Consider the following 22,827-nt stretch of genomic DNA (forward strand, 5'->3'; position numbering starts at 1 on the left):
CCTCAGACCAGAGCGGCGCCGGCGTTGATATGGCGCTCGCCGCGACGTAGTCGAGGTCGGTGGGGGCGCTCGGGCCCCGTGGCGCGTGGCATGAGCGCGCTGAGCCGGGCGGTGGCCGTGGTGTGGCGCCGGTCCCTGCAATTGCGAGTGGTAGCGCTGACGCTCGGGCTCTCCCTGGCGGTGATTCTGGCGCTGGGTTTCGTCTTGACCAGCCAGGTCACCAACCGCGTGCTCGACGTGAAGGTCAAGGCCGCGATCGACCAGATCGAGCGGGCCCGCGGCACGGTCATCGGGATCGTCAACGGTGAGGAGACCCGCTCACTGGACAGCAGCCTGCAGCTCGCGCGGAACACCTTGACGTCGAAGACCGATCCCGCCTCCGGCGCCGGTCTGGCCGGCGCCTTCGACGCCGTGCTGATGGTTCCGGGCGACGGTCCTCGCGCCGCGTCGACGGCGGGACCCGTCGATCAGGTGCCAAATGCGTTGCGCGGCTTCATCAAAGCCGGCCAGGCGGCTTACCAGTACGCCACGGTGCACACCGAGGGTTTCTCCGGGCCCGCGCTGATCGTCGGCACGCCGACGGCCTCGCGGGTGGCGAACCTGGAGCTCTATCTGATCTTCCCGCTGGTCAACGAGCAGGCCACGATCACGCTGGTGCGCAGCACCATGGCCACCGGGGGCTTGGTGCTGCTGGTGCTGCTGGCCGGAATCGCGTTGTTGGTCTCGCGCCAGGTGGTGAACCCGGTGCGGTCGGCGTCGCGGATCGCCGAACGCTTCGCCGAGGGCCACCTTTCCGAACGCATGCCGGTGCGCGGTGAGGACGACATGGCCCGGTTGGCGGTGTCGTTCAACGACATGGCCGAGAGTCTGTCCCGGCAGATCACTCAGCTCGAGGAGTTCGGCAATCTGCAACGGCGCTTCACCTCCGACGTCAGCCACGAACTGCGGACCCCGCTGACGACGGTGCGGATGGCCGCCGACCTGATCTATGACCACAGCGCCGACCTCGACCCGGCGCTGCGGCGATCCACCGAATTGATGGTCAACGAGCTGGACCGCTTCGAGACGTTGCTCAATGACCTCTTGGAGATCTCCCGGCACGACGCCGGCGTGGCCGAGTTGTCCGTAGAGGCCGTGGACCTGCGCACCACCGTCAACAATGCGTTGGTCAACGTCGGTCACCTGGCCGAGGAGGCCGGCATCGAACTGCTGGTCGACATGCCGTCCGACGAGGTGATCGCCGAGGTCGATGCCCGACGGGTGGAGCGGATCCTGCGCAACCTGATCGCCAACGCGATCGACCATGCCGAGCACAAGCCGGTCCGGATCCGGATGGGCGCCGACGTCGACACCGTCGCGGTCACCGTCCGCGACTACGGCGTCGGGTTGCGGCCCGGGGAGGAGAAGTTGGTGTTCAGCCGGTTCTGGCGCTCGGACCCGTCACGGGTGCGCCGCTCCGGTGGCACCGGGCTGGGGCTGGCGATCAGCATCGAGGATGCCCGGCTGCACCAGGGCCGGCTGGAAGCGTGGGGCGAGCCCGGGCAGGGTGCTTGTTTCCGGCTGACGCTGCCGCTGGTCCGCGGCCACAAGGTCACCACCAGCCCGCTGCCCATGAAACCGATCCCGCAGCCGACTCCGCCGCAGAACGGACAACCCGCCACACCCGAGCAGGCGAACGAGCAGCAGCGTCCGCGCGAGCCTGCCGAGTGGAGCGGGTAATGCGGCGGTTTCTGGTTCTGCTGATGGCGCTGCTGCTGGCCGGTTGTGCAAGCGTGCCCAGCTCGTCTGCGCCGCAGGCGATCGGCACTGTCGAGCGACCGGCGCCGTCGAACCTGCCCAAACCCACCCCGGGCATGGATCCCGACGTGCTGCTGCGGGAATTTCTCAAGGCCACCGCCGACCCGGCCAACCGACACCTGGCGGCGCGGCAGTTCCTGACCCAGTCGGCGTCCAATTCGTGGGACGACGCCGGCAGCGCGCTGTTGATCGACCACGTGGTGTTCGTGGAAACCCGTGGCGCCGAACGGGTTTCGGCCAACATGCGGGCCGACATCCTGGGCTCGTTGTCCGACGTCGGAGTGTTCGAGACCGCAGAAGGCCAGCTGCCCGATCCCGGCCCGATCGAGTTGGTGAAGACGTCGGGCGGGTGGCGCATCGACCGGCTGCCCAACGGGGTCTTCCTGGACTGGCAGCAATTCCAGTCGACCTACAAACGCAACACCCTGTACTTCGCCGACCCCACCGGCAAAACCGTGGTCCCCGACCCGCGCTACGTGGCGGTTTCCGACCATGACCAGCTGGGCACCGAACTGATCTCCAAGCTGCTGGCCGGCCCGCGCCCGGAGATGGCGCACACGGTGCGCAATCTGCTCGCCCCGCCGCTGCGGCTGCGCGGGCCGGTCACCCGGGCCGACGGCGGCAAGAGCGGCGTCGGAAAGGGGTACGGCGGCGCGCGGGTCGAGCTGGAGAAGCTGGCCACCACCGACCCGCACAGCAGGGCGCTGCTCGCCGCCCAGATCATCTGGACGCTGGCCCGCGCCGACATCCGGGGTCCGTATGTGATCAACGCCGACGGCGCGCCGCTCGATGACCGATTCGCCCAGGGCTGGAACACATCTGACGTCGCCGCCACCGACCCGGGGGTGGCCGACGGTGCCGGCGCCGGCCTGCACGCGCTGGTGGGTGGTTCGCTGGTGGCGTTGAACGGCCAGCGCGTGGACACCGTTCCCGGCGCGTTCGGCCACATGGGTGACCAGACCGGAGCCACGCTGTCGCGCAACGGGCGGCAGGTGGCGTCGGTGGTGACGCTGCGTCGCGGCGCCCCGGACATGGCGGCGTCGCTGTGGATCGGTGATCTCGGCGGCGAAGCGGTTCAGTCCGCCGACGGACACAACCTGTCCCGGCCGAGTTGGTCGCTGGACGATGCGGTCTGGGTGGTCGTGGACGCCAACAACGTGCTGCGCGCGATTCAGGAGCCCGCATCGGGTCAGCCCGCCCGGATTCCGGTGGATTCCACCGCGGTGTCGAGCCGGTTCCCGGGGCCGATCACCGACCTGCAGCTGTCCCGGGACGGCACCCGGGCCGCGATGGTGATTGGCGGACAGGTCATTCTGGCCGGCGTCGAACAGACCCAGGCCGGCCAGTTCGCCCTCACCTACCCGCGACGGCTGGGTTTCGGTCTGGGCACCTCGGTGGTCTCCTTGTACTGGCGGACCGGAGACGACATCGTCGTGACGCGCAACGACGCCACACACCCGGTGTCGTATGTGAACCTCGACGGGGTGAACTCCGACGCCCCCAGCCGCGGCCTGCAGATTCCGTTGTTCGCGATCGCGGCGAACCCGTCGACGGTGTACGTGGCCGGCCCGCAAGGAGTTCTGATGTATTCGGCATCGGCGGCCGAAACCCAACAGGGTTGGTCCGAGGTAGCCGGCTTGATGATTGGCGGCGCGGCGCCGGTTTTGCCGGGATAATCGCCATCGATGTCGCCTAAGGTTCCCTTCCTGCGCTGGGACGATCCGTTCCGCGCTCTGGATGCGTTGGCCTCGCTGTGGTCGTCGACCGGATTGCCGTCGGTCAGCGCGGGTGCTGCCCAGGCGGCGACGGTGCCCTACCGGACGCTGTTCGCCACGTTGCAGCAACTGCTCGTCGGCAAGGACGTCACGGTGCGCATCGGCGAGCACGACGTGCGACTGACCGTCACCGAGTTGGAGTCCGACCTGGATCCCCAGGGTCTGGCAGTCGGTCAGCTGGGGGAGGTCCGGGTGGCCGCCCGCGACATCAGTTGGGACGACGATGGTTCCGGGCAACGGTTGCAGAGCGCGGTCGCGGTGCTGCGCAACGTGCACATTCGGCCGGGCGTGCCGCCGCTGGTGGTGGCTGCCCCGGTGCAGTTGACCACCGAGCTGCCCAAAGAGATCTTCGACGGGGTGTTGGAGGAGGCCGCGCCGCATTTGCGCAGCGAGCTCGGTGAGGACGGGTCCGCGCGGTTGCGCTGGGCGCGTCGACCGGGTTGGGGCGGACTCGAAGTCGATGCCGACGTGACGGGCTCGACGCTGTGGCTGCGCCCGCGGGCGCTGATCACCCGGCAGCGGCGGTGGAAGTTGCCGGTGCGCACCCCGGCCTATCAGGTGGCGTTGCCGGAGTTGCCGCACGGTTTGATGATCACCGGCGTGGAGCTGGCCGAGGACTCGTTGCACGTTGCCGGCCTCCTCCCGGAGTGGCGCATGGAGCTGCCGATGCGGGCGCTGGAAGACCTGATCACCCGGCTCAGTCAGGGAGCGCTCAGCTTCAGCTGGCCGTCGCTGCTGTGGCGCTCGGACTGATATTCGGCGCGCAGGTAACCGGTTGGAAAAGCCGTGATCACGACCCGGCGGGGGCGAGGTATCGGTTGGGCATCCAAGAAATCACGGCTCTAGGCAAGGGATTCGGCGCACCTATACCGTTCCCCATTGTCGATTGATTGCGGGGGCAATGGGGAGAACGAAACGGAGTTTGCGTTGCCGATCAAGAATCGATTCTGCGTAGTGGTTGCCGCCGGCGCGGGGTTGTGCGGGGCCGCTCTGGCCTTCAGTCCGGGCGCGGAGGCGACTCCGTTCCCGACCGGCGGTGCGAACTGCATTGAGCATCAGTCCGGGATCGCGGCGGCACCCGTCGTGCTGCCTGGCCCGGTGGCCGGGGCGGTGCCACTGGCACCCGTCGTGCCGCCCGTGCCGGTCGTACCGCCGGTCGTGCCGCCGGTGGTGCCTCCGGTGGTGCCTCCGCCCGTTCCAGTGGTGCCGGCGGGTGCCGGCGCTGGAGTACCGGCCGACGGTGTGCCGACTGCGCCGCTGAACACCATGGCGGGCACCGGCAAGGGTGCGCCCAGCGTTGCCGGGCCGGCGCCCGCGCCGGTGGTGGTGCCGGGTCCGGCCACACCCGCGGCAGCGGAGGTGCCGCCGCCCGCGCCGATTCCGGCCTTCCTGGCTGGGATGACGGCGGCTCTGCCGTCCTGCGGGGCAGCGACCATGGCTCCGGCGCAATAGCGCCGGGCCGCTACGAGGGGGGTCGCACGGTTGGTTTGGCCGGATCGGCCTCCTTCTCCGCCGGGTCGGCTACCTTGTCGCTCCGGATCGTCGGGACACCTTCCTCGACAATCACCGGGTCGCCGATGTGAACCGTGTCGAAATACCACTCGGCGTCGGTTGGGGTCAGGCTGATGCAGCCGTGACTGACGTTGTCGACCCCCATCGAGGAGACCGCCCACGGCGCCGAATGCACGTACAGGCCGTGGTTGGTGATGCGCACCGCGTAGTCCACCTCCAGCCGGTAGCCGTCCGGGTCGTCGACCGGAATGCCCACGCTGCTCGAATCCATTGTCACCGAGCGGTCTTTGGCCAGCACGGTGTAGTTGCCGACGGGTGTGGCGAACTCCGGCCTGCCCATGCTTGCCGGCAACACCCCGGTCTCACCGAAGTGTGATCGGTGGTGCGGCGCCGGTAGCGCAGGCGATGATTCCGGGTCGGCCCCGTCGATGCTGACGGTGAAAGTGTGGTTGGCGATATTGGCGACGCCGACGACTTTGGGACCCGTCTTGAACTCGGTGCGCACGGCGCCCACCGAGAGCGCGATAGTGGTGTGCGCCGGCCAGTACCGGTCCGGAACCCATTGCACGACGTTGTCGTCTATCCATTCGAACCGGCCCGTCATCGCGGGCACCGACTTGACCGCGATGGCGCGCTCCACCGCCTGTCGATTGACGACGGGATTGTGGAAAGTCACCACAACGGGATGGGCGACGCCCACCGCCGCGCCGCGCAGGGGCGCAATCGATGCGATGTCGAAGTAGCCCCGCGACGCATTCGTCATCCGCACGCCGGTCGGCCCGGCGAGCACCGTCGCGGCGATACCGAGCACCACAAGAACAGACCGCATTGCCGCCCGCATCGTTCTTCAACACCTTTCGAATAGCCTGACGCCGTCGATCGTAGGGCCGCGACAACCTGCGAATATGCAAGCGACAGTGAGCGTTTCGGTCAGGGTTCGGTTACAGGTTGGTCACCTTCGACATCACCTTCGACGTGACCTTCGACAGGCGGTGTCACCCCCTGGCGGCACACTGGCACCGTGCTTGACCTGGTTCTTCCGCTGCAGTGCGGGGGTTGTGGTGCGCCCGCGACACGATGGTGCGCCTCCTGCCGGAAAGACCTCGCCGTGCGCGCCGACGAGCCACACGTGGTGAGCCCGCGGGTCGACCCGAGGGTGCCGGTGTTCGCGCTGGGGCGCTACGCCGGCCCTCGTCGCCACGCCCTGCTGGCGCTGAAGGAACGCGGCCGCAGGGACCTCGTCACGCCGCTGGCCACCCCGCTGGCCGCCGGCATCCACCGGCTACTGACCTGGGGAATGCTCGATACTCCGCTGACGGTGGTGCCGGCGCCGACGCGGCGGTTGTCAGCACGCCGACGCGGCGGCGATCCCGTCACCCGGCTGGCGCAGGCTGCGGTCGCCCGACACCCGGACATCAGCGTCGCTGCCGTGCTGCGCCTCAAGGCATTCGCGCGTGACTCGGTCGGCTTGGACATCTCGGCACGGGAACGCAACGTCGCGGGCCGGGTCCTGCTGCGCGGTCCGCGGCCGCTGACCGAGGTCCTGATCATCGACGACATCGTGACCACCGGCGCCACCGCGCGCGAATCGGTCCGCGTGCTCGAGGCCGCGGGGGTGCGGGTGGCGGCCGTACTGGCGATCGCAAGCGCATGAAGAAGATCCGCAATCCTCATGAGTTCGTGAAGAACTCGCAACAGGTGCGCGAATTGGGTGGCACGGCAAGGCGAACACGGGCTAACGTCGACATCAGACTCAACAACTCACGGTCGCGAAATTGCCAAGTTGAGCAGCACCCGGAGTGGGGGAGGTGAGTATTCGACTTCTTGCTCCGGCGGGCAGCCTGCAACGGCCATCTCTTCCGGCCGCTACACCCTCGTCGGCGCGTATCTGAATGCCGGGCACGCAGGGTGCGTGTGACGTGAAGAGAAGAAACGAGTTGTCACGAATGTCAAGGCTTACCGTGGATTCCGAAGAGGTTCTGGACCGCACGTCGGCTACCGACGGCCAGGAAGAACCCTTGGCCAACGCCGAAATCGTCTTCAAGGGCCGCAACGTCGAGATCCCCGACCACTACCGCATCTACGTTTCGCAAAAGCTCGCCCGCCTGGAGCGGTTTGACCGAACCATCTATCTGTTCGACGTCGAACTCGACCATGAACGCAACCGTCGCCAACGCAAATCCTGTCAACGTGTCGAAATCACCGCCCGCGGTCGCGGACCGGTGGTGCGCGGCGAGGCCTGCGCCGACAGCTTCTACGCCGCGCTGGAATCCGCTGTGGTCAAGCTGGAGAGCCGGCTGCGTCGCAGCAAAGACCGCCGCAAGGTGCACTACGGCGACAAGACGCCGGTGTCGCTGGCCGAAGCCACCGCCCTGGTGCCCACCGACAACGCGTTCAGCGAGACGCCCGCCGAGCCGCATGATCACTACGCCGACGTGGCGGACCACCAGCCGGGCCGGGTCGTCCGCGTCAAGGAACACCCCGCCAAGCCCATGGCGGTCGACGACGCGCTCTACGAGATGGAACTCGTCGGACACGACTTCTTCCTGTTCCTGGACAAGGAGACCGATCAAGCGTCCGTGGTCTACCGCCGGCACGGCTACGACTACGGCCTGATCCGACTGGCCTGATCCGACTGGCCTGATCCGACTGGCCTGATCCGCTTGGCCTGACGATCAGCGGCCTTCACCCGGTCGTCACCTAGGATGGGGGTCGCCCGAGACTCCTACCCGCGAGGGACATAGCTGTGCTGTCGAAGTTGCTGCGCCTTGGTGAAGGTCGCATGGTCAAGCGCCTCAAGAAGGTGGCCGACTATGTCAACACGTTGTCCGACGACGTCGAAAAACTCACTGACGCGGAGCTGAAGGCCAAGACCGCCGAGTTCAGAAAGCGCGTCGCGGACGGCGAGACGCTCGAAGACCTGCTGCCCGAGGCGTTCGCGGTGGCTCGCGAGGCCGCCTGGCGGGTGCTCGACCAGCGCCCGTTCGACGTCCAGGTGATGGGTGCGGCCGCCCTGCACCTGGGCAACGTCGCCGAGATGAAGACCGGTGAGGGCAAGACCCTGACCTGTGTGCTGCCGGCCTACCTCAACGCCCTGTCGGGCAAGGGCGTGCACGTCGTCACCGTCAACGACTACCTGGCCAAACGCGACAGCGAGTGGATGGGTCGGGTGCACCGCTTCCTCGGTCTTGAGGTCGGCGTCATCCTCGCCCAGATGACCCCCGACGAGCGGCGCGTGGCCTACAACGCCGACATCACCTACGGCACCAACAACGAGTTCGGGTTCGACTACCTGCGCGACAACATGGCGCACTCGCTGGACGATCTGGTGCAGCGCGGCCACAACTTCGCCGTCGTCGACGAGGTGGACTCCATCCTGATCGACGAGGCCCGCACCCCACTGATCATCTCGGGCCCGGCCGACGGCGCCTCCAACTGGTACACCGAGTTCGCCCGGTTGGCGCCGTTGATGGAGAAGGACACCCACTACGAGGTCGACCTGCGCAAACGCACCGTCGGCGTGCACGAGAAGGGTGTGGAGTTCGTCGAGGACCAGCTGGGCATCGACAACCTGTACGAGGCCGCCAACTCCCCGCTGGTCAGCTACCTCAACAACGCGCTGAAGGCCAAGGAGCTGTTCAACCGCGACAAGGACTACATCGTCCGCAACGGTGAGGTGCTGATCGTCGACGAGTTCACCGGCCGCGTGCTGATCGGCCGCCGCTACAACGAAGGCATGCACCAGGCGATCGAAGCCAAGGAGCACGTCGAGATCAAGGCGGAAAACCAGACCCTGGCCACCATCACGCTGCAGAACTACTTCCGCCTCTACGAGAAGCTGGCGGGCATGACCGGTACCGCCCAGACCGAGGCAGCCGAACTGCACGAGATCTACAAGCTGGGCGTGGTGCCGATACCCACCAACAAGCCGATGATCCGCGCGGACCAGTCCGATCTGATCTACAAGACCGAAGAGGCCAAGTACATCGCGGTGGTCGACGACGTGGTCGAGCGCTACGAGAAGGGCCAGCCGGTGCTGATCGGCACCACCAGCGTGGAGCGCTCGGAGTATCTGTCGCGCCAGTTCACCAAGCGCCGCGTCCCGCACAACGTCCTCAACGCCAAGTACCACGAACAAGAGGCCGGCATCATCGCTGAGGCGGGCCGTCGCGGCGGCATCACGGTGGCCACCAACATGGCCGGCCGTGGCACCGACATCGTGTTGGGCGGCAACGTCGACTTCCTCACCGACAAGCGGCTGCGCGAGCGCGGCCTGGACCCGGTGGAGACGCCGGACGAATACGAGCAGGCCTGGCACGAGGAGCTGCCGAAGGTCAAGGAGGAAGCGGGCGCGGAGGCCAAGGAGGTCATCGAGGCCGGGGGCCTGTACGTGCTGGGCACCGAACGGCACGAGTCGCGCCGTATCGACAACCAGCTGCGCGGCCGGTCTGGCCGGCAGGGCGACCCCGGCGAGTCGCGCTTCTATCTGTCGCTCGGCGACGAGTTGATGCGTCGTTTCAACGGGGCCGCGCTGGAAAGCCTGCTGACCCGGCTGAATCTGCCCGACGACGTGCCGATCGAAGCCAAGATGGTCACCCGGGCCATCAAGAGCGCCCAGACTCAGGTCGAGCAGCAGAACTTCGAGATGCGCAAGAACGTCCTGAAGTACGACGAGGTGATGAACCAGCAGCGCAAGGTCATCTACGCCGAACGTCGCCGCATCCTGGAGGGCGAGAACCTGCAGGAACAGGCCAAGGAAATGCTCACCGACGTCATCACCGCGTACGTCAACGGCGCGACGGCCGAGGGCTACGCCGAGGACTGGGATCTGGACTCGTTGTGGACGGCGCTCAAGACGCTGTACCCGGTGGGCATCTCGCATGAGTCGCTGATGAACCCCGACGTGGAGTCCGAGCGCGACGACCTGACCCGCGAGGAACTGCTGCAGGCGCTGCTCGAAGACGCCGACCGCGCCTATGCCGCAAGGGAAGCCGAGTTGGAGCAGATCGCCGGCGAGGGCGCGATGCGGCAACTCGAGCGCAACGTGCTGCTCAACGTCATCGACCGAAAGTGGCGCGAGCACCTCTACGAGATGGACTACCTCAAGGAGGGCATCGGGTTGCGCGCAATGGCCCAGCGTGACCCGCTGGTCGAGTATCAGCGCGAGGGCTACGACATGTTCACCGCCATGCTCGAAGGCATGAAGGAGGAGTCGGTCGGCTTCCTTTTCAACGTCAGCGTGGAAGCAGTCCCAGCCCCGCAGGTCGACCTCGCACCCATCGAGACACCGGAAGGTTTGGCGGAACTGGGTGCTCCGGCACGCGGCGCCGAAGATGCCCAGGATGCCCAGAACATCGAGGACGCCCAGAACATCGGGGGCGCCGAGGCGCCGCCGATGCGCGAGCCGGCGCTCAAGGAGCCGGTTAGCACGTTGCGCGCCAAGGGAATCGACAACGACGCCCCAGCGCTCACCTACAGCGGACCGTCCGAGGACGGGTCGGCGCAGGTGCAGCGCAACGGTGGTTCGGCGGGCAAGACGCCGGCCGGGGTGCCGGGCGGCGGCAGCCGACGCGAACGGCGCGAGGCCGCCCGTCGGCAGGGCCGCGGCGCCAAGCCGCCGAAATCGGTCAAGAAGCGGTAGCTACCTCCAGCCCGAGCTCGCTCCCCGCCGAGCGTGACGCTAGCTTCACGCTCGCGCTCGACTGTGAAGCTAACTTCACGCTCGGCGCAGATGGGAGACCGTCGCCGGCTGCCGATGTTGCTTCCGTTGGCGTCCCACCGAAATCAGCCGATGTGCAGGGCGACCACTAACCATCGATCGGGTAACCGCTCGACCCGGCACGCGATCGCGTGCACCCGGTCCCCGCGGCGGTAGGTGCCGCACACCTCCGCCGCGCGATCCCCGGCCGGTTGCACCCGCATCCGGCGCAGCACTGCGGCGCCCCTCGTTGAGGCGACCGTCCGGCTGACCGAGAGCACCGAGTCGACCAGATCCGACGCCAGCACGGAACGGAGCTGGGTGGCCGGACGGCGCCGGTCGATGACTTCCAGCACGCGCCGCAGCGCACCGTCGGCGAACATGGCTGCCTGGCGCATCCGCGGGGAAAGCGGCGCCGCAGCGGCGTCCGCCGGTCTGCTCGGCTGGCCGCCGCGCGGGGAACGTGGAGTAGGCACGGACGCTGATCGTCGGGGCACGGTGCGCGTCGGGGGTTCATAGTCGATCACCGGCGTGACGGTCAACGGATTCTCCACGGGAAGTCAGGGGGCGCGGCAGCGTGCTGAAGACTGTCAGACAATGGGGTGCTGCGGTATTCAGTCGTGCGCCTTGGTCCACAGGTACGGTGGGCGAGGGCAGAGCCGTTGACGAAATGAGAATGACTTGACGAGGAGGACAGGGCCGCAATGGTGACCCGGTTGTCCACTGCGGATGCGTCCTTCTACCGTCTGGAGAACACGGCCACCCCGATGTACGTCGGGTCGCTGGCGATCTTGCGGCGGCCGCGGTCTGGGTTGAGCTACGAGGCGCTGCTGGCCACCGTCGAAAAGCGGTTGCCACAAATTCCGCGATACCGACAGAAGGTGCGCGAGGTCAGCGTCGGCATGGCCCGGCCGGTGTGGATCGACGATCGCGACTTCGACATCACCTATCACGTGCGGCGCTCGGCGCTGCCGTCGCCCGGTAGTGACGAGCAACTGCATGAGCTGATCGCCCGGCTGGCCGCGCGACCCCTGGACAAGTCGCGGCCGCTGTGGGAGATGTACCTCGTCGAAGGCCTGGCCAAGAACCGCATTGCCCTCTACACCAAGTCCCATCAGGCGTTGATCAACGGGATGAGTGCGCTGGAGATCAACCACGTGATCGCTGACCGGACCCGCAAGCCACCGCCCTTCCCCGAAGACATCTGGGTACCGGAACGCGATCCCGGCAACACCCGGCTGGTGTTGGGTGCCATCGGTGACTGGATCGTGGGGCCGGGCGCGCAGCTGCAGGCCGTCGGCTCCGCGGTGGCGGGGTTGGCGACCAACTCTGCGCAACTCGTCGAGGCGGGCCGCCGGATCTTCGACGTCGCGCGCGCGGTGGCGCGCGGCACCGCGCCGAGCAGTCCGCTCAACGCCCCGGTCTCGCGCAATCGGCGCTTTACCGTCGCGCGGGGCAAGCTCGACGACTATCGCGCAGTTCGGGCGCGGTACAACTGCGACGTCAACGACGTGGTGCTTGCGGTGATCACGGGTGCGCTCAGCAACTGGTTGATGTCGCGTGGTGAAGCCGTGGCTTCCAGCGCGACGGTGCGGGCCATGGCACCGCTGTCTGTGTACGCCGACGATCAGCTCGACTCGACCGGCCCGGGCCAGGCGATCAGCGAGGTGACGCCGTTCCTGGTCGACCTGCCGGTGGGGGAGGGCAACGCCGTGGTGCGGTTGTCGCAGATCGCCCACGCCACCGAGTCGAATCCCGGTGCCGCCAGCCTGGTCGACGCCAGGACCATCGTCACGCTTTCGGGATTTGCGCCGCCGACGCTGCACGCGATGGGGATCCGGGTGGCCACCAGCTTTCCCACCCTGTCCAGGCAACCGTTCAATCTGCTGATCACCAACGCGCCCGGCGCCCAATCACAGATGTACATCGCCGGCACCAAGATGCTGGAAACGTATGCCGTACCGCCGTTGCTGCACAACCAGGCACTGGCCATCAGCGTCACGTCCTACAACGGGATGCTGTATTTCGGGATCAATGCCGACCGTGACGCGATGAGCGACGTCGACGTGTTGCCCGGTTTGCTGAGCCAGTCGTTGGAAGACCTGCTGGAGGCGTCGAGATAGTCGTGGGTGAGAAAAAGGCCGCAGGCAGCAAGAAGATCTCGAACGACCTCTATGAGGCCGAATTGTTCCGGCTGCAAACGGAATTGGTGAAACTGCAGGAGTGGGTCCGCGATACCGGCGCCCGGGTGGTGGTGGTCTTCGAGGGCCGGGACGCGGCCGGTAAGGGCGGCGCGATCAAACGCATCACCGAATACCTCAGTCCGCGGGTCGCGCACGTGGCCGCGCTGCCGGTCCCGACCGATCGGGAACGCGGTCAGTGGTACTACCAGCGTTATATCGCGCACCTGCCGGCCAGGGGCGAGATCGTGCTGTTCGACCGGTCGTGGTACAACCGCGCCGGCATCGAAAAGGTGATGGGATTCTGCACGCCGCAGGAGTATGTGCTGTTTCTGCGCCAGACGCCGATCTTCGAGCAGATGCTGCTCGACGACGGAATCCTGTTGCGTAAGTACTGGTTTTCGGTCTCCGAGGCCGAGCAGTTGCGCCGGTTCAAGGCCAGGCTGCACGACCCGGTCCGGCAGTGGAAACTCAGTCCGATGGATCTGGAATCGGTGTACCGCTGGGAGGATTACTCGCGCGCCAAAGACGAGATGATGGTGCACACCGACACCCCGGCCAGCCCCTGGTACGTGGTGGAATCCGACATCAAGAAGCACGCGCGGCTGAACATGATCGCCCACCTGCTCTCGACCATCGACTATGCAGAAGTGCAGAAACCCGAAGTCAAACTGCCCGATCGCCCCGTGGTGAGCGGTAGTTACCAGCGGCCGCCGCGCGAGTTGTCCAAGTACGTCGAGGACTACGTCGCCACCCTGATCAAGTCATGATTCAGGTCTACATTCCAGCGACCCTGGCGATGCTCCAGCAACTCGTCGCCGACGGTTCGCTGCGCCCGGTCAACGGCACCGCGTTCGCGGTGACGCCCAAACTGCGGGAGTCCTACGCCGAGGGCGACGACGAGGAACTCGCCGACGTGGCGTTGCGGGAGGCGGCACTGGCGTCGTTGCGGTTGCTTGCCGGTGACGACGCCCAGACGCTGCCGCCGCGGCGCGCGGTGCTGGCAGCCGAAGTCGCCGAAGCGGAGGGAATGAGCTACCGCCCTGACCTGGATGACGCCGTGGTCCGGCTGGGAGGTTCGGTTGCCATGGACCGGGTGGTCGCCGCGTATGTGGACACTGCTGCCGCCGAGCCGGCGGTAACAGCCGCGATCGAGGCGATCGATGCCGCCGATCTGGGCGACGAGGACGCGGATCTGGTCGTCGGCGACGCCCAGGACCATGACCTGGCCTGGTATGCCGCGCAAGAGCTTCCGTTTCTGCTGGAGCTGCTGTAAGCGGCGTCACGCTAGCCCTGTAACCGTAACTTACGGTACCGTAGCCTTATTCATGGGCACTAAGAATTCGGCACTCACCGCCAAGCTGGCCGACACCGCGCAACCGACCGTCGTCGGGGCGGACCGGCATCCCGGCTGGCACGCCCTGCGCAAACTGGCCGCACGCATCACCACGCCGCTGCTGCCCGACGACTACCTGCAGCTGGCCAACCCGCTGTGGTCCGCGCGCGAGCTGCGGGGTCGCATTCTGGAGGTACGCCGCGAGACCGAAGACTCGGCGACGCTGGTCATCAAGCCGGGCTGGGGGTTCGGCTTCGACTATCAACCGGGGCAATACATCGGAATCGGCTTGCTGGTCGACGGTCGCTGGCGCTGGCGGTCGTATTCGCTGACTTCGAGCCCCGCTTCGGTCAAGTCGGTCTCCGCGCGCACCGTGACAATCACGGTCAAGGCGATGCCTGAGGGCTTTTTGTCCACCCACCTGGTGGCCGGTGTGGAGCCGGGAACCATCGTGCGGCTGGCTGCGCCTCAGGGAAACTTCGTGCTGCCCGACCCTGCGCCGTCGTCAATCCTGTTCCTGACCGCCGGATCCGGGATCACGCCGGTGATGTCGATGTTGCGAACCCTGGCGCGCCGCAACCAGATCACCGACATCGCGCACCTGCACTCGGCGCCCACCGAATCCGACGTGCTGTTCGGTGCCGAGTTGGCCGCGCTGGCCGCCGACCATTCCGGCTACCGTCTCGCGGTGCGCGCAACGCGCACGCAGGGCCGGCTCGACCTGTCCGAGCTCGATCGCGAAGTGCCGGACTGGCGAGAGCGCCAAGTTTGGGCGTGCGGACCGGAGGGCATGCTCAACGAGGCCGAGAAAGTGTGGTCGGCCGAGGGCATTGCGGAACGGTTGCACCTGGAGCGGTTCGCGGTAACCAGGGCGGCTCCCGCAGGAGCGGGGGGCACCGTCACCTTCGCGCGCAGCGGCAAGAGCGTGATCGCCGACGCCGCCACCTCGGTGATGGACGCGGGCGAGAGTGCAGGGGTCCAGATGCCGTTCGGTTGCCGCATGGGTATCTGCCAATCGTGCGTAGTCGAACTTGTCGACGGGCACGTCCGTGACCTGCGGACCGGCCGGGAACACGATCCCGGAACCCGAGTGCAGACCTGCGTGTCCGCCGCGTCCGGCGACTGCGTCGTCGACATATAGGGTTACCCACAGGTAACCTACGGGTACGTAGGTTACGATAACGTAGGTCTAACGAGTCCGGAGACCGGACGACGTAGGGAGAGCATTCATGGCGATCACAGACGTCGACGTATTCGCCCACTTGGCAGAGGCCGACATCGAGAGTTTGGCCCACGAACTCGATTCCATCCGTAGCGATATCGAGGATTCCCGCGGCGAACGGGACGCCCGCTACATCCGCCGCACCATCGCCGCCCAGCGCGCACTCGAGGTGGCCGGGCGGGTCATTCTTGCCGCCAGTTCCCGCCGCTCGGCTTGGTGGGCGGGCACCGCGACCCTGGGCGTGGCCAAGATCGTCGAGAACATGGAGATCGGCCACAACGTGATGCACGGCCAGTGGGACTGGATGAACGACCCGGAAATCCACTCCTCCACGTGGGAATGGGACATGAGCGGGTCGTCCAAGCATTGGCGCTACACCCACAACTTCGTGCACCACAAGTACACCAACATCCTGGGCATGGACGACGACGTCGGTTACGGCCTGCTGCGCGTCACCCGCGACCAGCGCTGGAAGCGCTTCAATGTGCTGAACCTGGTGTACAACACGCTGCTCTCGTTGCTCTTCGAGTGGGGCGTCGGCCTGCAGCACGTCGAGATCGGCAAAATCGCCAAGAAGCGGATGGACAACGAGGAAGCCCGCGAGCGCATCGACGAGTTTCTCGCCAAAGCGGGCCGCCAGGTGGTCAAGGACTACGTGGCATTCCCGGCACTCACCTCGCTGTCGCCAGGTGCGACCTACCGGTCCACTCTGACGGCCAATGCCACGGCCAACGTGCTCCGCAACATATGGGCCAACGCGGTGATCTTCTGCGGCCATTTCCCCGACGGCGCAGAGAAATTCACCAAGACCGACATGGTCGGTGAGACCAAGGGCCAGTGGTATCTGCGACAGATGCTGGGCAGCGCCAACTTCGAGGCCGGCCCGGTGCTGCGATTCATGAGCGGCAACCTGTGCCACCAGATCGAGCACCACCTGTATCCAGACCTGCCCAGCAACCGGCTGCACGAGATTTCGGTGCGGGTGCGCGCCGTCTGCGACAAATACGACTTGCCTTACACCACAGGCTCTTTCCTGATGCAGTACGGCCGGACTTGGCGCACGCTGGCCAAGCTGTCCTTGCCCGACGGGTACTTGCGCGACGACGCCGACAATGCGCCCGAAACCCGTAGCGAGCGAATGTTCGCTGAGCTGGAACCGGGATTCGCGGGCACCGACCCCACCACGGGGCGGCGCCGCGGTCTGAAAACGGCCATCGCGACGGTGCGAGGCTGGCGGCGCAGCAAGCAGACCAAGCAGGCTAAGCAGACCAAGCAGGCCAAGCAGGCCAAGCGGGACGGCGACGGACTAGCGGCCTAGGGCAGCACACCTAGTCGGCTTCAGCCCGTGAGAACGGGACGCAAGTCATCGAGTCGGTCGAACAGGTGCCAGAGGTAGTTCGACGAACCCCGCTCCCGATGTGGATGCAAGTCCGTGAGTTGCGAGTTATTCGCCATACTGGAACACGTGCAGGTTTTCGCCGGGCAGCAGGTGTCCCACTGGGACTTCCCGCGGACCACGGCCAGCGTCGCGCTGATGACTGAATTCGGCTGCAGCAAAGGGCTTTCCGCGCCGGACATGCTGGAAGGATCCGGCCTGTCCGCGGCAGACCTGCGCGACCACAACCGGATGATCGTGGGGCGCCAGGAACTGGCCGTCGCGACCAATCTGGTGGACCTGTTGGGTGATGCGGCCAACCTGGGGATCCGGGTGGGCCGTACGTATCACGTCGGATCCTTCGGCATCTTCGGGTTCGCCTGCCTGACCAGTTCGACGCTGGGCGACGCGGTGCGGTTCGCTGCCCGGTTCTACGAGCTCAGCTACGGTTTCTGTCTGCCCAGTGTGGCCCTGGACGGCCCTGACGCGACGTTGCACTTGGACCTGCCCGATCTCACCGGTCCGGTGGCGGATTTCCTGGTGCGGCGTGACATGGCCGCGATCGCGCAGGTCATGGCCGAACTGGTGGGTAGTCCTGTCCCGTTCACCCGCATCGAATTCGCCAGCCCCCCACCATCATCGGGCGATGCCGCGGCCCGCGAGATGTTCGGTGTGACACCGCGCTACGACGCGCCCGCCAACGTCGCCGCCTTGCCCGCCGCCCTGCTGGAGAACCGGCTACCTCAGGCCAGCGAGATGAGCGTGGCGATCTGCGAGCAGCAATGCCAGGCGCTGCTGGAACGCCGACGCCAGCGCACCGGTGTCGCACGCCGCGTCCGGGATCGGCTGGCATCGGTCGACGGCAAACCCCACACCATCACCAGCGTCGCCCGCCAATTGGCGATGAGCGAACGGACGCTGCGACGACGGCTGACCGAGGAGAACACGACGTTCCGTGACCTGCTCGAAGAAGTGCACCGGGTGCTCGCCGAAGAGTTGTTGGCCACCGGGGCCCTGTCGGTGGAGGACGTCGCGCTGCGGTTGGGTTATGCAGAGGCGACAAGTTTCATCGCCGCCTTCAAACGGTGGACCGGCACTACCCCTGCCCGCTATCAGCGCTCGGTGGCGCCGCGCGAACGCATTGTGGCCGTCTGAGCACCAGAGTGGCCGCAATTATGGATTTGCCGTCCGCAATCGGCTGACAGCAGGCGCCCGCGGCTGACCACTATGGAGATATGACAGCGACTCTTCGTCCTCGCGTGCTGGTGATCGGCGCCGGATTCGGGGGCCTCGCGGCCGCCTACGAGCTATCCCGGGACGGTCTCGCCGAGGTGACTGTGCTGGAAAAGGCGAACGACATCGGCGGCGTGTGGCGGGCCAACACCTATCCTGGGGCGGCATGCGACGTCCCGTCGAACCTGTACTCCTACTCCTTTGCCCGCAAGACCGACTGGGGCCGCCGGTACGCCGAGCAACCCGACATCCTGGGCTATATCCACGACACCGCCGACCGGTTCGGCTTGCGCGATCTGGTGCGAACCGGAGTGGAGGTCACCTCGGCCGAATATGACGACGCCACCGCGACATGGCGGGTGGCGACTTCCGGCGGGGAAGTCTATGAGGCCGACGTGCTCGTGCCGGCGGTCGGGCAGCTGTCGCGCCCCGCGCTGCCGAACATCCCCGGCCTCGACACCTTCGCCGGTCCCTCCTTCCATTCGGCCGAGTGGCGCCACGACGTCGACCTGGCCGGCAAGCGCGTCGCGGTGCTGGGCACCGGCGCATCGGCGATCCAGTTCGTGCCGCGAATCCGCCAAACCGCCCAGCACGTCACCGTGTTCCAGCGCTCCGCGCCCTACGTCGTGCCCAAGTTGGACCGTGCCTACACCGAGAAGCACCACGTCGCATTCCAGAAGGTGCCCGGGTTCGCCGCCGCCATGCGCGGCGCGATCTGGGAGACGACCGAACTGCTGGGCTTTGCCCTGACCAGAGCCAAGCCACTGGCGCGGGTGCTGCACGGTCTCGCGTTGCGAAACCTCAAGCGCCACATCAAGGATCCGGTGCTGCGGGCCAAGCTCACCCCCGACTATCCCATCGGCTGCAAGCGCGTGCTGTTCAGCAGCGAGTGGTACCCCGCGCTGGCCCAGGACAACGTCGCGGTCGAGACGGACGCCATCACCGAGGTGACCCCGAGGGGCGTGCGTACCGTCGACGGTCAGGGGCACGAAGTCTTGCACGAAGTGGACGTGATCATCTACGGCACCGGCTTCAAAGCCACCGAGTTCCTCGCGCCGATCACCATCACCGGCCGCGAGGGGCGCAACATGCACACCGAGTGGGCCGGGGGTGCGCGTGCCCACCTTGGCATGGCAGTGCCGGGCTTCCCGAACATGTTCCTGATCTACGGCCCGAACACCAACCTCGGCAGCAGCTCGATCATCTTGATGATGGAGCAGCAGGCCCGCTACATCCGGCAGATCACCGAGGCACTGGTCCGCGGGGGCGTAACCCGCGCATTCGAGGTGCGCCGCGACGTCGAGGAAGCTTACGACGCTGCGGTGCAGTCCCGCCTGGACAGCGGGGTATGGACCACCTGCGAGTCGTGGTACCGCACTGCGTCGGGCCGGGTCACCACGAACTGGCCCGGGCTGGTGCACGAATACCAGCATCGGACCCGCACCGCGGCACTCGATGACTTCCACGAAGTCCGGCCCGCCAAGGAAGCCCAGGAGGTTGGTGCGTGAGCGCTTTCGACTATGACGTGCTCGTCATCGGATCCGGCTTCGGCGGCAGCGTTACCGCACTTCGCCTGAGCGAGAAGGGTTATCGGGTCGGCGTGCTGGAGGCTGGCCGGCGGTTCCGCGATCAGGACTTCGCCAAGAACAGCTGGCACGTCCGCGATTACCTGTTCAGGCCGTCGGTCGGGTGCTACGGCATCCAGCGCATCGATGTGCTCTCCGACGCCGTGGTGCTCAGCGGCGCCGGGGTGGGCGGCGGCTCACTGGTCTACGCGAACACGTTGTACGAACCCGACGACCCGTTCTACGCCGATCCGCGCTGGAGCGGCATCACCGACTGGAAAGAGGAGCTGGCGCCCTGGTACGACCAGGCCACCCGGATGCTCGGCGTCGCCACCTACCCACGTACCACGCCGTCGGACAAGGTGATGCTGCAGATCGCCACCGACCTCGGTGTCGCGGATTCCTTTCACGCCACCCGCGTCGGCGTGTGCTTCAGCGATGTCGAAGGCAACCAGGCCGCACCCGGCGCGCCGGTCGGTGACCCCTACTTCGGCGGGGCGGGCCCGGACCGCAACGCCTGCCGGCACTGCGGCGAATGCATGACGGGTTGCCGGCACAACGCCAAGAACACATTGGTCAAAAACTATCTGTACCTAGCCGAAAAGCTAGGCGCACAGGTCCATCCGCTGACCACGGTGGTCGACGTCCGCCCGCGTCCCGGGGGCGGTTACGACGTCATCACTCGCCGTACCGGGGGTAAGCTGCGTCGGCGTCGCCGCACTTTCACCGCGGAGCACGTCGTGTTCTCGGCTGCGGCGCTGGGCACCCAGCGCCTCCTGCACCGGCTGCGCGACGGGGGCAGCCTGCCGCACGTGTCACGCAAGCTCGGGGAATTGTCCCGGACCAACTCCGAGGCCATCCTCGCCGTGCGAGCCCGCCGCGACGACGTCGACTATTCCGAGGGCGTGGCAATCACGTCCTCGATCCACCCGGACAGCCATACCCACGTGGAGCCCTGTCGCTATGGTCATGACTCCAATCTGATGGGGCTGATGGGCACCGTCCTGGTTGACGGGCTCGACGGTGGCAGACGGTGGCGGACCGGCCTGAAAGAGCTGGTTCGGCAGCGCCGCGACCTGCGCCGGCTGCTCTACCCGAAGCGCTGGTCGGAACAGACCATCCCACTGCTGGTGATGCAGACCCACGACAACTCCCTGACCACTTACACCCGGCGCTGGTTGTTCGGGCGCCGGATGGTGACCCGTCAGGGCGTGGGCGACCCGAACCCGACCTGGATCCCGGTCGGCCACGAGGTAGCCCGGCGCGCCGCCGAGCACCTCGACGGGATCGCCGGCGGCGCCTGGGCGGACCTGGCGGATATCCCGATGACGGGACATTTCATCGGCGGCTGCGTGATCGGCGAAACCCCGGTCGACGGCGTGGTGGACCCCTACCACCGGATGCACGGGCATCCGGGATTGCACGTGATCGACGGCTCCACGATCACAGCGAATCTGGGCGTGAACCCTTCCTTGACCATCACCGCGCTGGCCGAGCGGGCGACCTCGCTGTGGCCGAACAAGGGCGAGCCGGACCCGCGCCCGCCGCTGGGTTCGTCCTATGCCCGCATCTCCCCGGTGGCCCCGAACAATCCGGCGGTCCCGGCAAGTGCACCGGGGGCATTGCGTGCCCACCGGGACTACGCTTCATAACGTGCTCGCAGCTTTCGGTTTCGAATCCCTGGGCGTGGTGGTCGGAGACATGTACTTCGTCGATCCGTCCCCGATGACCGGTCAGGAAACTCCGGAACGCGGAGTTCGGCTGGAACTTCGCCTGGTCGACCGGGACGAGCCACAGGGGTCGATCTACGCCGGCATCCCGATCGCGTTCACCCGCCCGGTCTGGCGGGTCGATCTGTTCGGTTCCACCGAAAGCCCGCCCGGGACGCTGGATCGGGCCCATCACCATCCGCGGTTCGACGGTTGGGAACCGGGACGGCGGCACTTCGTCCCGGAACTTTCCGCGGACCCGGTGTCCTGGCTGGCCGAGCAGCTGGCCAGCCCGGCCGCAGTGCTGGAGCGCGCCGGCGTCGATTCGGACCAGGTCAGCGACGCCGACCTCAAAGGTCTTGCGGCTGCAGCACCGGAGATCGTCGCATCGGTGAAGCGGATGCTCGACGGTGTGCGGGACGGTGAACTGGCCCCGGCGCCGGCCGAGCCGGTCGCCGCCGCCCGCACCGGCTGGCTCTGACTTCTCAACGCATGCGGCCCGTCATCATTGAATGCGCCATCAACGGCGTCACATCGAAGGCGACCAACCCCCATGTGCCGGTGGAACCATCGGAGATCACCGCCGACGCCCTCGCCTGTATGGCGGCAGGTGCGGCGATAATCCACAACCACATCGACCTCTACGGCGTTAGCGTGGAGCAAGCGGCCGAGCGTTACCTCCAAGCGTGGCGCCCCGTGCTCGCCGCCCGGCCGGACGCTTTGCTGTACCCGACGGTCCACTTCGGTGACAACTTTTCGATTTCCTACGAACACCTCATCCCGCTAGCCGCAGCCGGATTGCGCGTCGGGCTGGCCGACCCCGGATCGGTCAACCTCGGTGGCACTGATGCCGACGGCATACCCACGGGAAATCTGGTCTACAGCAACTCATTTCAAACGATCAGCCGGGCCTTCGGCATTTGCCACCAAGCGAAACTGGGTCCCAGCCTCGCCATCTATGAACCTGGATTCCTACGGACCACGCTCGCGTGGTGGCGAGCGGGCCGGTTGCCCAGCGGAGCGATGATCAAGCTCTACTTCTCCACCGAACATGGCTACCTGGGTGCGCCATTCGGGCTACCTCCGACCGAGCGCGCGCTTGACGCGTACCTGGAATTGCTTGACGGGTCTGACATTCCGTGGGCCGTCTCCGTTGTCGGCGGCGACTTGTGCGCCAACCCGATGGCCAAACTCGCACTCGAACGTGGCGGGCACCTGCACTTGGGGCTCGAGTTCTATCGCGGCGTCCGCACTCCGACCAATGTCGAGTTGGTGACCGAGGCCGCGAATCTTTGTCAACAGCTTGGTTACGCCGTTGCGACGCCGGATGAGGCCGCGCAAATTCTCGGACTGCCGCCAGCATCGAACCCGGGTGCCCCGGCGTGAAGGTGCAGGCACGAGCGGATGATGCCAGAAGGTACTTGG

The 22,827-nt window shown here is 66.8% G+C and carries 19 protein-coding genes and 1 pseudogene; 17 read left to right on the top strand and 3 right to left on the bottom strand.

Going from position 1 to position 22,827, the window contains the following annotated elements:
* Positions 1–24 precede the first annotated feature (24 nt).
* The 4 genes from mtrB to A5636_RS21450 all read left to right on the top strand — a co-directional run bounded on the left by mtrB (position 25) and on the right by A5636_RS21450 (position 5,024).
* Positions 25–1,719, top strand: coding sequence for an MtrAB system histidine kinase MtrB (gene mtrB, locus A5636_RS21435; protein WP_065160646.1), 1,695 nt, complete (start codon positions 25–27; stop codon positions 1,717–1,719).
* Complete coding sequence (lpqB, locus tag A5636_RS21440; protein ID WP_065160647.1) at positions 1,719–3,473, top strand: MtrAB system accessory lipoprotein LpqB; 1,755 nt, start codon at positions 1,719–1,721, stop codon at positions 3,471–3,473. Before mtrB ends, lpqB begins: the two co-directional genes overlap by 1 nt.
* Before the next feature lie 9 nt (positions 3,474–3,482).
* The gene (locus tag A5636_RS21445; RefSeq protein WP_065160648.1) at positions 3,483–4,325 is read left to right on the top strand and encodes a hypothetical protein; all 843 of its coding nucleotides are present in this window, start codon (positions 3,483–3,485) and stop codon (positions 4,323–4,325) included.
* 126 nt (positions 4,326–4,451) lie between these two features.
* On the top strand, positions 4,452–5,024 hold the full coding sequence (locus A5636_RS21450; protein ID WP_216638859.1) for a hypothetical protein: 573 nt from the start codon (positions 4,452–4,454) through the stop codon (positions 5,022–5,024).
* Positions 5,025–5,034: 10 nt separating this feature from the next.
* Here the strand turns inward: A5636_RS21450 and A5636_RS21455 are convergent, their stop codons facing one another.
* Positions 5,035–5,925 carry a L,D-transpeptidase gene (locus A5636_RS21455; RefSeq protein ID WP_081287919.1) on the bottom strand — a complete coding sequence of 297 codons (891 nt, stop codon included), beginning with the start codon at positions 5,923–5,925 and terminating at the stop codon, positions 5,035–5,037.
* 180 nt (positions 5,926–6,105) lie between these two features.
* Between A5636_RS21455 and A5636_RS21460 the strand changes: the two genes are divergently transcribed.
* The 3 genes from A5636_RS21460 to secA all read left to right on the top strand — a co-directional run bounded on the left by A5636_RS21460 (position 6,106) and on the right by secA (position 10,725).
* Entirely contained in the window at positions 6,106–6,738 is a 633-nt protein-coding gene (locus tag A5636_RS21460; RefSeq protein ID WP_065160649.1) for a ComF family protein, read from the top strand.
* A 307-nt stretch (positions 6,739–7,045) separates the two neighbouring features.
* Positions 7,046–7,714 carry a ribosome hibernation-promoting factor, HPF/YfiA family gene (gene hpf, locus A5636_RS21465; protein ID WP_437339855.1) on the top strand — a complete coding sequence of 223 codons (669 nt, stop codon included), beginning with the start codon at positions 7,046–7,048 and terminating at the stop codon, positions 7,712–7,714.
* Positions 7,715–7,830: 116 nt separating this feature from the next.
* Positions 7,831–10,725, top strand: a complete 2,895-nt coding sequence (secA, locus tag A5636_RS21470; protein ID WP_065160651.1) for a preprotein translocase subunit SecA — start codon at positions 7,831–7,833, stop codon at positions 10,723–10,725.
* A 143-nt stretch (positions 10,726–10,868) separates the two neighbouring features.
* Here the strand turns inward: secA and A5636_RS21475 are convergent, their stop codons facing one another.
* Positions 10,869–11,336: an Rv3235 family protein gene (locus A5636_RS21475; RefSeq protein WP_065160652.1), complete on the bottom strand. Its 468-nt coding sequence runs from the start codon at positions 11,334–11,336 to the stop codon at positions 10,869–10,871.
* Positions 11,337–11,486: 150 nt separating this feature from the next.
* Between A5636_RS21475 and A5636_RS26900 the strand changes: the two genes are divergently transcribed.
* The 5 genes from A5636_RS26900 (at position 11,487) to A5636_RS21500 (ending at position 16,838) form a co-directional block, all read left to right on the top strand.
* Positions 11,487–12,905 (top strand): WS/DGAT/MGAT family O-acyltransferase, encoded by a 1,419-nt coding sequence (locus tag A5636_RS26900; RefSeq protein WP_065160653.1) that lies wholly within the window; start codon positions 11,487–11,489, stop codon positions 12,903–12,905.
* Positions 12,906–12,907: 2 nt separating this feature from the next.
* Positions 12,908–13,732: a polyphosphate kinase 2 gene (gene ppk2, locus A5636_RS21485; RefSeq protein WP_065160654.1), complete on the top strand. Its 825-nt coding sequence runs from the start codon at positions 12,908–12,910 to the stop codon at positions 13,730–13,732.
* Positions 13,729–14,238: a DUF6912 family protein gene (locus tag A5636_RS21490; protein WP_065160655.1), complete on the top strand. Its 510-nt coding sequence runs from the start codon at positions 13,729–13,731 to the stop codon at positions 14,236–14,238. Before ppk2 ends, A5636_RS21490 begins: the two co-directional genes overlap by 4 nt.
* A gap of 52 nt (positions 14,239–14,290) precedes the next feature.
* Positions 14,291–15,439: a ferredoxin reductase gene (locus A5636_RS21495; protein ID WP_065160656.1), complete on the top strand. Its 1,149-nt coding sequence runs from the start codon at positions 14,291–14,293 to the stop codon at positions 15,437–15,439.
* 88 nt (positions 15,440–15,527) lie between these two features.
* Entirely contained in the window at positions 15,528–16,838 is a 1,311-nt protein-coding gene (locus A5636_RS21500; protein WP_065160657.1) for a fatty acid desaturase family protein, read from the top strand.
* A 20-nt stretch (positions 16,839–16,858) separates the two neighbouring features.
* Here A5636_RS21500 and A5636_RS27450 read toward each other — a convergent pair.
* A pseudogene (locus A5636_RS27450) lies at positions 16,859–16,960 on the bottom strand (DUF1330 domain-containing protein); the annotation flags it as partial.
* 25 nt (positions 16,961–16,985) lie between these two features.
* Here A5636_RS27450 and A5636_RS21505 point away from each other — a divergent pair.
* From A5636_RS21505 to A5636_RS21525, 5 genes are all read left to right on the top strand, one after another.
* A complete protein-coding gene (locus A5636_RS21505) occupies positions 16,986–18,050 on the top strand; it encodes an AraC family transcriptional regulator (protein ID WP_065160697.1) in 1,065 nt (354 codons plus the stop codon).
* Between the two features lie 80 nt (positions 18,051–18,130).
* Entirely contained in the window at positions 18,131–19,636 is a 1,506-nt protein-coding gene (locus tag A5636_RS21510; protein WP_065160658.1) for a flavin-containing monooxygenase, read from the top strand.
* On the top strand, positions 19,633–21,345 hold the full coding sequence (locus A5636_RS21515; protein WP_065160659.1) for a GMC oxidoreductase: 1,713 nt from the start codon (positions 19,633–19,635) through the stop codon (positions 21,343–21,345). The genes A5636_RS21510 and A5636_RS21515 overlap by 4 nt, the downstream gene beginning before the upstream one ends.
* Position 21,346: 1 nt before the next feature.
* On the top strand, positions 21,347–21,883 hold the full coding sequence (locus A5636_RS21520; protein WP_065160660.1) for a hypothetical protein: 537 nt from the start codon (positions 21,347–21,349) through the stop codon (positions 21,881–21,883).
* A gap of 11 nt (positions 21,884–21,894) precedes the next feature.
* Positions 21,895–22,788: a 3-keto-5-aminohexanoate cleavage protein gene (locus tag A5636_RS21525; RefSeq protein ID WP_065160661.1), complete on the top strand. Its 894-nt coding sequence runs from the start codon at positions 21,895–21,897 to the stop codon at positions 22,786–22,788.
* The last annotated feature ends 39 nt before the right edge of the window (positions 22,789–22,827 follow it).

The organism is Mycobacterium asiaticum (genome assembly GCF_001673315.1).
Lineage (GTDB): Bacteria > Actinomycetota > Actinomycetes > Mycobacteriales > Mycobacteriaceae > Mycobacterium > Mycobacterium asiaticum_B.

What these genes read in the sequence shown, in the direction of transcription:
- A5636_RS21525 (WP_065160661.1), top strand. Translation starts at nt 21,895, where the DNA reads ATGCGGCCCGTCATCATTGAATGCGCCATCAACGGCGTCACATCGAAG.
- A5636_RS21500 (WP_065160657.1), top strand. Translation starts at nt 15,528, where the DNA reads ATGGCGATCACAGACGTCGACGTATTCGCCCACTTGGCAGAGGCCGAC.
- A5636_RS21490 (WP_065160655.1), top strand. Translation starts at nt 13,729, where the DNA reads ATGATTCAGGTCTACATTCCAGCGACCCTGGCGATGCTCCAGCAACTC.
- A5636_RS26900 (WP_065160653.1), top strand. Translation starts at nt 11,487, where the DNA reads ATGGTGACCCGGTTGTCCACTGCGGATGCGTCCTTCTACCGTCTGGAG.
- A5636_RS21495 (WP_065160656.1), top strand. Translation starts at nt 14,291, where the DNA reads ATGGGCACTAAGAATTCGGCACTCACCGCCAAGCTGGCCGACACCGCG.
- A5636_RS21510 (WP_065160658.1), top strand. Translation starts at nt 18,131, where the DNA reads ATGACAGCGACTCTTCGTCCTCGCGTGCTGGTGATCGGCGCCGGATTC.
- A5636_RS21455 (WP_081287919.1), bottom strand. Translation starts at nt 5,925, where the DNA reads ATGCGGGCGGCAATGCGGTCTGTTCTTGTGGTGCTCGGTATCGCCGCG.
- lpqB (WP_065160647.1), top strand. Translation starts at nt 1,719, where the DNA reads ATGCGGCGGTTTCTGGTTCTGCTGATGGCGCTGCTGCTGGCCGGTTGT.
- A5636_RS21445 (WP_065160648.1), top strand. Translation starts at nt 3,483, where the DNA reads ATGTCGCCTAAGGTTCCCTTCCTGCGCTGGGACGATCCGTTCCGCGCT.